This window comes from Primorskyibacter sp. S87 (assembly GCF_049801055.1).
GTDB lineage: Bacteria > Pseudomonadota > Alphaproteobacteria > Rhodobacterales > Rhodobacteraceae > JBNAGF01.
In genome coordinates, this window is sequence record NZ_JBNAGF010000004.1 from 118,213 (window position 1) to 127,500 (window position 9,288).

At 54.8% G+C, this 9,288-nt stretch carries 3 protein-coding genes, 1 tRNA gene, 2 rRNA genes and 1 pseudogene; 1 reads left to right on the forward strand and 6 read right to left on the reverse strand.

The genetic code is table 11. The annotated features are described in order from the left end of the window. Nucleotides 1–18: 18 nt before the first annotated feature. The 3 genes and pseudogenes from ACP15U_RS08740 to ACP15U_RS08750 all read right to left on the reverse strand — a co-directional run. Nucleotides 19–204, reverse strand: a pseudogene (locus tag ACP15U_RS08740) (transposase); the annotation flags it as partial. Nucleotides 205–305: 101 nt separating this feature from the next. Beyond that, on the reverse strand, nucleotides 306–2,375 hold the full coding sequence (locus ACP15U_RS08745; RefSeq protein ID WP_425044770.1) for an adenylate/guanylate cyclase domain-containing protein: 2,070 nt from the start codon (nucleotides 2,373–2,375) through the stop codon (nucleotides 306–308). A 9-nt stretch (nucleotides 2,376–2,384) separates the two neighbouring features. Continuing rightward, complete coding sequence (locus ACP15U_RS08750) at nucleotides 2,385–3,413, reverse strand: amino acid ABC transporter substrate-binding protein (RefSeq protein WP_425044771.1); 1,029 nt, start codon at nucleotides 3,411–3,413, stop codon at nucleotides 2,385–2,387. 767 nt (nucleotides 3,414–4,180) lie between these two features. Here ACP15U_RS08750 and ACP15U_RS08755 point away from each other — a divergent pair. Further along, nucleotides 4,181–5,785, forward strand: coding sequence for a recombinase family protein (locus tag ACP15U_RS08755; protein WP_425044986.1), 1,605 nt, complete (start codon nucleotides 4,181–4,183; stop codon nucleotides 5,783–5,785). Here ACP15U_RS08755 and ACP15U_RS08760 read toward each other — a convergent pair. From ACP15U_RS08760 to ACP15U_RS08770, 3 genes are all read right to left on the reverse strand, one after another. Beyond that, nucleotides 5,742–5,818, reverse strand: a tRNA-Met gene (locus ACP15U_RS08760). The two genes, ACP15U_RS08755 and ACP15U_RS08760, sit on opposite strands and share 44 nt — an antisense overlap. Before the next feature lie 111 nt (nucleotides 5,819–5,929). Next, nucleotides 5,930–6,044: ribosomal RNA gene (rrf, locus tag ACP15U_RS08765) — 5S ribosomal RNA — on the reverse strand. Nucleotides 6,045–6,124: 80 nt separating this feature from the next. Continuing rightward, nucleotides 6,125–8,952, reverse strand: a 23S ribosomal RNA gene (locus tag ACP15U_RS08770). Nucleotides 8,953–9,288 lie beyond the last annotated feature (336 nt).

Sequence of the window (9,288 nt, forward strand, 5' to 3'; positions counted from 1 at the left end):
GACCTTCGGCAATCAGAAGCGGTCACCGCGATCCACCTCGGCCTTCTTGACCCAGTCGTTCAGCGTGTTCGCCGCACAGCCGATCTTCGCCGATACCGACACGATCGCCGCCCAACGGCTCTCATGCTGTCCGGGATTGTCCAGAACCAGGCGAACCGCACGCTCGCGCACTTCCGGGGAATACTTGTTCGTCGTCTTGCTCATGATGCTCCACCCTACTCAAGAGTTGGAGCCTCCGGCAAACCCGGTGCGGTTCAAAGCAACCGAAGCTTGTTCTTGACCGCTCTCGGCTTCATACGCGGAGATCACTTTGCAGTGTTCGGATCGTCGCTTCGCGACCGCGCCGAAGCAGCCTCTTCAGTACGATCACCTTGGTGGCCGTCATTCTGCGGCGTTAGCGGGGCGCCGGAGCCTTGCTCCAAGAGCCGCAATGCCTTTTTCAAACTTTTGGCAGCAACCGCACGATCTTCGGCTGCCATCGAAGCGACATTCAGGTCCAGACGTAGATGGGCGTCCCGCTCGTGCATCTCATACTGATTGTATTCGAGAGTCGCGCAGGCATCGAGAACACGATAGGTGGCGATAGGGTAGGCGATGCCTTTGACCTCGATTTCGCCACGCTGTTCACAGACAACCTGATCTTCTACATGTGCGAAGGTTTCGTAAGAAATAAGGATTTCACCGGGTGCGGCCATGGTCTCCAAACGGGACGCAATATTCACAGCGCCGCCGATAATCGTATAGTCCAGCCTGTCTTCGCTTCCGAAATTGCCCACAGTGCAGTAGCCGGTATGGATACCCATGCGGGCGGTCATCGGCCTTTCGATACCGGACCTCCGCCACTGGTCCTGAAGCTGATCCAACCGTTGCCGCATCTCCAGTGCCATCCTCACACAGGCAAGCGCGTCAGCCTGCACACCACGCGTCTCGGGGTCTCCAAAGAAGATCAGAATGGCGTCACCGACATATTTGTCGATGGTGGCGCCGTGACGGAAAGCGATCTGCGACATTTCGGTGAGATAGTGATTCAGATGCTGCGTCAGCTCCTCGGATTCCAGCCGATCGGCGGTTTCGGTAAAGTCGACGATATCGGAAAAGAAGATGGTCAGCTTTTTCCGGCTGCTGACGAGTTTGACTTCCTGCTTGCCACTAAAAATCGAGTCATAGACCTGAGGCGAGAGGTATTTCGCCAATTGATTTGACAGTCGCTCCAACGCGGTCGTTTTGGCGGACAGTTCCTTTTCCCTCTGATCGATGACACCCATGTAATGCGCCATCGCGCCAGAGATTTGGCCAATCTCATCCGGGCGGGTGTCCGAGAGCCTGTGTTCGCGGTCGTCGGCATATCGCGCCAGCGATTGCCGCATCTGTTCGAGCCGTTGGAAAACTCGCCTGTTGAGAACCCTCTGAACTAGGAATGCCCCCAGAACAAGCATCAGGACCAGGCCGAGGATGACCATCAGCGTGAACCGCGTTGTTTCATTCACCAGTCGGACCTGGGTCGCCAACTCAGTTTCCGCGCGCCAGAACTCATTGCTGGCGCTACTGAGAAGCCGGTTCGCGATCAACGAGTTTTCTTCGACCAGGGCCTTGATTTGAAACGCGTTGGTAAGCTGAGTAGATTTCTCCGACAAGATCTCCTGATGGGACGAAGCCCAAAGCTCGGCGATGTCGTGCACCGCCATGAGTTCCGGGGAGTTGGGTTGAACGTTCGTGTCAGCATGCATGATATGTCGCGTCAGAGCATCGAAGCTGGTTTCTGTGGCCTGCTTGTTCTTCGGAAACCGCGCCCTGTTCATATCCAGCAGCATGTTGTTGATCTGAAACACAGCCTGAGACGCAAGTGCGCGCAATTCCGCATCCGTCGTCTCCTCCGTATTGCGCAACACTCCAAGGTTTTGTGCAAAGGCATCGGCAAAAGTCACAACCTGCTGATCGACCATGATCTGGTTGTCCACCGCTCCTGTCAGTTGCGTGAAATTGGCGATGAGCAAATCGGCATTGCGCCGCAGCGCATCAATGCGGTCGGGAGTTTCGAACAGCCCGGCCAATTCCCCGATCAGAGCGTTCAGCGATACTTCTTTGTCCTGGATGCGTGCGAGCAACGTGTCATATTCCGACCTTGCTGACGTCTGGCTAAGCGCAGGGGCAATCGAGCTGGTTGCAGAAGCATCCTGAGACAGTTGAGAAAGCTTAATCAATCGTGGCAGCGACTGGCTGCGGAGCAGATCGAGTTCGCCTCGAATTTCGAACAGCCGGATCGTGATCAGAACAAGACCCAGCACTAGCAGCGCCGCGATTCCGGCGAGGATAGCGAACAGCATTGTGGAAATACGCTGACGCGCATTGATCCAGTCTCTGTGGGTATCCTCCATCGACCTAGCCTATCGGAAGGGTGGGCTGATCATCAAACCGCCATCGCTCCAGAGCCGGTTGAGGCCACGCTCGATTTTCATCTGACTGCCCGGACCCAGATACCGGTCGAATATCTCCCCATAATTGCCTGCTCCGGCAATTACGTTGCGCGCCCAGTCGGTTGCCAGCCCTGCGTCATTGGAACTTTCCATTTCGTCGACACCAAGCAGGCGACGCACTTCAGGATCGGGGCTGTCAAGAAAGGCTTCGACATTTGATCGCGTAATCCCCTTTTCCTCGGCCAGGATGGTCGCAAAAATGGACCAGCGAACGATGTTTGCCCATCGCATGTCACGGGTTGCCACATATGCGACCAACGGTTCCTTTGAAATAACCTCATCATGAAGAACATAATTGCCGGGATCGTCGAGAGCAGAAGTCCGCATGGTTGCCAAAGCAAACCGATCGGTCGTCAGCAGGTCGCAGCGACGCGAAAGAAAGGCGTCATTGCGTCCCTGGGACGATTCAAATGGCAGGATTTCCCAATCCAACCCGTGTCGCTGGACGAAATCCTGTAGGTTTCCGATCGTTGTCGTCGCGCGCGAAACACAGACAGTTGCCCTTGGCACATCGGCCAGCGGACCATCAAAGGTTCCGCGATGGGACATGAAACCTTGGCCGTCGTAATAGAGCACCGCTGCAGGCGTCAGGTGAAGCGAGATATCCCGGGAAAAAGTCCAGGTTACATTCGAGACGTATATGTCGACCTCACCATCCGCAATGCTCTTCAAACCGGCGCGTATCAGGGTTGGTGACATTTGCACTGCGTTCCGATCACCGAACACTGCGAGCGCGACCACCTTGCAGAATTCGGGGAAGAAACCCTCATAGCCATCCTCGCCGATGCGGGTATCGCCGACCAGCCGGTTTCCGATGGAACACCTGACATAACCGCGCTCGCGCACAGCATCCAACACGCTTTCGCCTGCAAGGGATGGTGCGGCAGTCGGGCCAACCAACGTCAAGAAGAACGCGAACAGGGTTGCGAATGACCTCATACCAGCTCCATTTCATACGGCATTTTACCACAATCGGTAAGTTGAGCGAACTAAGCGGAATCTGAGCGTTAGATGCGTTGCTGTCTGTGGTCGCTTTCGGACACCTGCAGCGAATTTTCTGCCTTCCTAAAAGCCTATTATCCGGCACAAACTTGGACGGTGTAGATGAGCCACTAGGTTCCGTGAGCGCCCAATACTGATCAGATTTTCTGTGCAAGGCGACATATGTCCGCTTTGACTGACCTTGCCGCAACGATCCAGCGCCAACGCGCAAGGTTGGCAATGGGTGGTGCGAAAGTGGAGGCCGCTGAATCCAAGGTCGGGACTGTCCGCGTCTCGCTTGTCTAATCTGGCCGCAGCGAAAGTGCGGTTTTGGTTCGGAGGGGAATGTCACCCGCGAATGACCGGTCTGGAGACATGCGCGGCGAAGCAGCGATAGTGTTGCTGCAGATGCGAAAGGATGCTGCGTCGGCGAAGGGTCAAAATCGAACGACGGCTAAGTCCGCGTTGCAGCCGTTTGCCTATCTTCGATCGAAGGTCTGCTCTCGCCCTCTCACATTCTTCAATGTCACTTGGAAGCGCTGCCCGTGACCGTTTTTTGCAATCTTAATACGTTGATTTTACTTGATAATAAATTGCAACCCGGCTGCAATCAAAAGTAGCAGACAAGGTTGATTTCGTGCCTATAATAGGCAGGGCCAAAGCGATCCTGATGAGGAAAGGCCCGAACCATGCGTGCTGCGATCTACGCCCGTTATTCTACCGACATGCAAAGCGACGCCTCGATCGAGGACCAGCGTCGGCTGTGCCTCCGCTTGATGCAGGGCAACGGCTGGACGGAAACGGAAACCTATTCGGACCGTGGCCTCAGCGGGTCTTCCCACTTGCGCCCCGGTTACCAACGATTGCTGGAAGACGCGCGGAACAACCTGTTCGATGTCGTCGTTGCCGAAGGTCTCGACCGGATCAGCCGGGACCAGGAACATATCGCGGCCTTCTTCAAGCAGATGCGATTTCAAGGCATCCCGATTGTCACCGTTGCTGAAGGCGAGATTTCCGAACTGCACATTGGCCTCAAGGGGACGATGAGCAGCCTGTTCCTCAAGGATCTGGCCCAGAAGACCCATCGCGGCCTTGAGGGGCGTGTCCGCAAAGGCAAGTCCGCAGGTGGCGTAACCTATGGATATGATGTCGTACGCACCTTCATGGCCGATGGCGAGGTGTCCACCGGCGAACGAGTGGTCAACGAGGAACAGGCCACCGTCGTCCGACGCATATTTGAAGATTATGCCGCGGGTCTTAGCCCCCGCGTAATCGCTGGTAGACTGAATGACGAAGGTATTGAGGGGCCTCGCACCAAAGGCTGGGGGGCGTCTACGATCTACGGAAACTGGCGACGCGGCACAGGCATTCTCAACAACGAACTCTATGCCGGACGGCTGGTCTGGAACCGTCAGCGGTTCATCAAAGATCCGAGCACCGGCAAACGGCAAGCCCGCCTCAACCCGCCAGAGAACTGGATCATTGAAGAGGTCACGGACCTTCGGATCGTCCCTGTAGACCTGTGGTCGCGCGTCAAAGCCCGCCAAGAGGCAACCCGCAGCGATGTGATCCGCGAAGGTATTAACCGCCCCGAACGCGCCCACCGGGCTAAACACCTGTTTTCTGGGCTGTTGAAGTGCGGATGCTGTGGCGGCGGTTACACCATCGTTGGAAAAACCCATTATGGCTGCGCCAACGCTCGCAACAAAGGGACGTGTGACAACCGCCTGACCATCAAACGGGAGGATTTGGAGGCCCGCATCCTGACCGGCCTCAAAGACCAACTCTTGCATCCTGACCTGATCGCCGAGTTCGTGGCCGCCTATCAGACAGAATACAATCGCCTGACTGCTGAAGCGTCCAAGGGCAAGGCCAATTGCGAACGCGAACTTGCAAAGGTCACCAAGCAGATTGACAAGATCATCGACGCCATCACGGAAGGTATGTTCCATCCAAGTATGAAGGCGAAGATGGATGACCTGGAAGGCCGCAAGGCGGCACTGGAAACCGAACTTGCCAACACAAAGCCAGAGCAACCTGTACTCCTGCATCCCGGCCTTGTCGGCCTCTACCGGGACAAGGTCGCGAATCTGAGCGCTTCGCTCAATGTTCCAGAGACCAAGATCGAAGCCACGGCTATCATCCGGTCTCTGTTGTCAGAGATCAGGCTCATCCCTGAGCGCGGTACGCTGGCTATTGAACTCGTGGGTGAGTTGGCTGGTTTGTTGGCATTGGGGCAAACAAAAACGGCCTCGGAAACAAATGCTCCGGGCCGTTCTGTAACAATGGTTGCGGGAGCAGGATTTGAACCTGCGACCTTCAGGTTATGAGCCTGACGAGCTACCGGGCTGCTCCATCCCGCGACACTTTGTTTTGGGCGCTTTCGCTTTTTTGCGTATGGCCGAGTTTAGCCTCGTTTGTGTTTGGCGAGGCTTGGGATTTCATCGTTTAGAGAGATTGGAAGGCCTTATTAGGTTTGGCGGTGACCTACTCTCCCACGACTTAAGCCGCAGTACCATCGGCGCTACAGTGCTTAACTTCCGGGTTCGGGATGGGACCGGGTGTTTCACTTGCGCTATGACCACCAAACCGAATAAGGCCTTCCTGATATTTTTAAGTCATTGTTTTTTGGGGTTGTATGCTTTTGACCAGTCTTTCTGTTACTGGATCAAATCAAGCCTATCGGACAATTAGTACCGGTCAACTGAATGCATTGCTGCACTTACATCTCCGGCCTATCGACGAGGTGGTCTACCTCGGTCCTCAGGGATACCTTGTTTTGAGGGGGGCTTCCCGCTTAGATGCCTTCAGCGGTTATCCTGTCCGATCATAGCTACCCTGCACTGCTGCTGGCGCAACAACAGGTCCACCAGTGGATCGTTCACCCCGGTCCTCTCGTACTAGGGGCAACTCCTCTCAAGTATCCTACACCCACGGCAGATAGGGACCGAACTGTCTCACGACGTTCTAAACCCAGCTCACGTACCTCTTTAAACGGCGAACAGCCGTACCCTTGGGACCTGCTCCAGCCCCAGGATGAGATGAGCCGACATCGAGGTGCCAAACACTGCCGTCGATATGGACTCTTGGGCAGTATCAGCCTGTTATCCCCGGCGTACCTTTTATCCGTTGAGCGATGGCCCTTCCACTCGGGACCACCGGATCACTATGGCCGTCTTTCGACTCTGCTCGACTTGTCAGTCTTGCAGTCAGGCTGGCTTCTGCCATTGCACTCAACGAGCGATTTCCGACCGCTCTGAGCCAACCTTCGCGCGCCTCCGTTACGCTTTAGGAGGCGACCGCCCCAGTCAAACTACCCGCCACGCAGGGTCCCGGATCCGGATAACGGACCGCGGTTAGACATCAAGCAGAACAAGGGTGGTATCTCAAAGGTGGCTCCACAGGAACTGGCGTCCCTGCTTCAAAGCCCACCACCTATTCTGCACATGTTGTGCCTGATGCCAGTGCGAAGCTGTAGTAAAGGTGCACGGGGTCTTTCCGTCTAACCGCGGGAAGCCTGCATCTTGACAGGCAATTCAATTTCGCTGAGTCGATGTTGGAGACAGCGGGGAAGTCGTTACGCCATTCGTGCAGGTCGGAACTTACCCGACAAGGAATTTCGCTACCTTAGGACCGTTATAGTTACGGCCGCCGTTTACCTGGGCTTCAATTCAGAGCTCTCACCCCTCCTTTTAACCTTCAGGCACCGGGCAGGCGTCAGACCCTATACGTCGTCTTGCGACTTCGCAGAGCCCTGTGTTTTTAATAAACAGTCGCCACCCCCTGGTTTGTGCCCCCAGCCCCTAGTTGCCTAGGAACCGGGCCTCCTTCTCGCGAACTTACGGAGGTATTTTGCCGAGTTCCTTCAACATCGTTCTCTCAAGCGCCTTGGTATGCTCTACCAGTCCACCTGTGTCGGTTTAGGGTACGATCTTATAGGAGGGCTATTTCCAGGAACCTCTCAGCAGCCCATTCAATCCGATAAGGATGAACTACCTTCGAGATCCGTCACCACTCCATGGCCCAGGAATATTAACCTGGTTCCCATCGACTACGCCTTTCGGCCTCGCCTTAGGGGTCGGCTTACCCTGCTCAGATTAGCTTTAAGCAGGAACCCTTGGACTTTCGGCGAGAGTGTCTCTCACACTCTTTGTCGCTACTCATGTCATCATTCTCACTAGTGATCTCTCCACCGGATGGCTCACGCCCCGGCTTCATCGAAAGCCTCTCTCCTCCAATACGCCCGAAGGCGTTAAGGAGGAATGAGACTATGTCACACTACGCTCTGCTACCATGCCTTACGGCATCCTAAGCTTCGGCTCATGGCTTGAGCCCCGTTACATCTTCGCCGCAGGACAACTTATTTAGACCAGTGAGCTGTTACGCTATCTTTAAAGGATGGCTGCTTCTAAGCCAACCTCCTGGTTGTTTTGGTCGTCCCACCTGCTTTCCCACTTAGCCATGAATTGGGGGCCTTAGCTGTAGGTCAGGGTTGTTTCCCTCTCCACTACGGACGTTAGCATCCGCAGTGTGTCTGCCATCTAGTACTCCCGGGTATTCGGAGTTTGGTTAGGATCAGTAAGCCTGTGGGGCCCCATTACCCATCCAGTGCTCTACCCCCCGGGGTATTCGGATGACGCTCTACCTAAATAGATTTCGCAGAGAACCAGCTATCTCCGAGTTTGATTGGCCTTTCACCCCTAGGCACAACTCATCCCGACCTTTTTCAACAGGTGTGGGTTCGGCCCTCCAGTAAGTGTTACCTTACCTTCAGCCTGGTCATGCCTAGATCACTCGGTTTCGGGTCTGATCCCACGTACTCATTCGCCCTATTAAGACTCGCTTTCGCTGCGCCTACACCTAACGGCTTAAGCTTGCACGTGAGACCAAGTCGATGACCCATTATACAAAAGGTACGCTGTCAGGCCGCAAGGGCCCTCCAACTGATTGTAGGCGTTCGGTTTCAGGTACTGTTTCACTCCCCTCGTCGGGGTGCTTTTCACCTTTCCCTCACGGTACTGGTTCACTATCGGTCAGTAAGGAGTACTTAGCCTTCGAAGGTGGTCCTCCGATCTTCAGACAGGATTTCACGTGTCCCGCCCTACTTAATACGTCCGTCAGTGCTTCGAATACGGGGCTGTCACCCGCTATGGCCATGTTTCCCAACATGTTCTTCTCACACATCCAGCTCGGCTGGTCCCCGTTCGCTCGCCGCTACTAGGGGAGTATCAATTGATTTCCTTTCCTCCGGGTACTTAGATGTTTCAGTTCCCCGGGTTTGCTCTTAAAACCCTATGTATTCAGGTCTTAAGTACCTGTTTCAGCCCGTTATTGATCACCAAAGGTAACAATAACAAACTGTCAGGTGGGTTGCCCCATTCAGAGATCCATGGATCAAAGCTTATTCTCAGCTCCCCATGGCTTATCGCAGAGTATCACGTCTTTCATCGCCTCTTACTGCCAAGGCATTCACCAAACGCCCTTCTCGCGCTTGATTTGATCCAGAAAGAGAAAGACTTAACTTTCGCGGCCACCCAGCTGGTAACTAAAGGCAACCTCTTTTTCTGAACCAAAAGCATACTATCCCGCTCTCGATCATGTCGGTGATCGAGAACATTCGCGATCCTCGCGGACCGCATTTGGTTAGTGTACTTGACTTGGACAACTCTGTTCGTTTCAGCCGGGATATCCATGAACGAGCGAGGAAGCACTCGGTCCAGGACCTTCCACCGAAGTGGAACCAACTGAGATCAACGCCTTACCCGGCGCAATCAAACAGTGTTGATATTTCTCTCTATACGATGTCAATTCGGTTCTCCGTCATCCTCGCGGG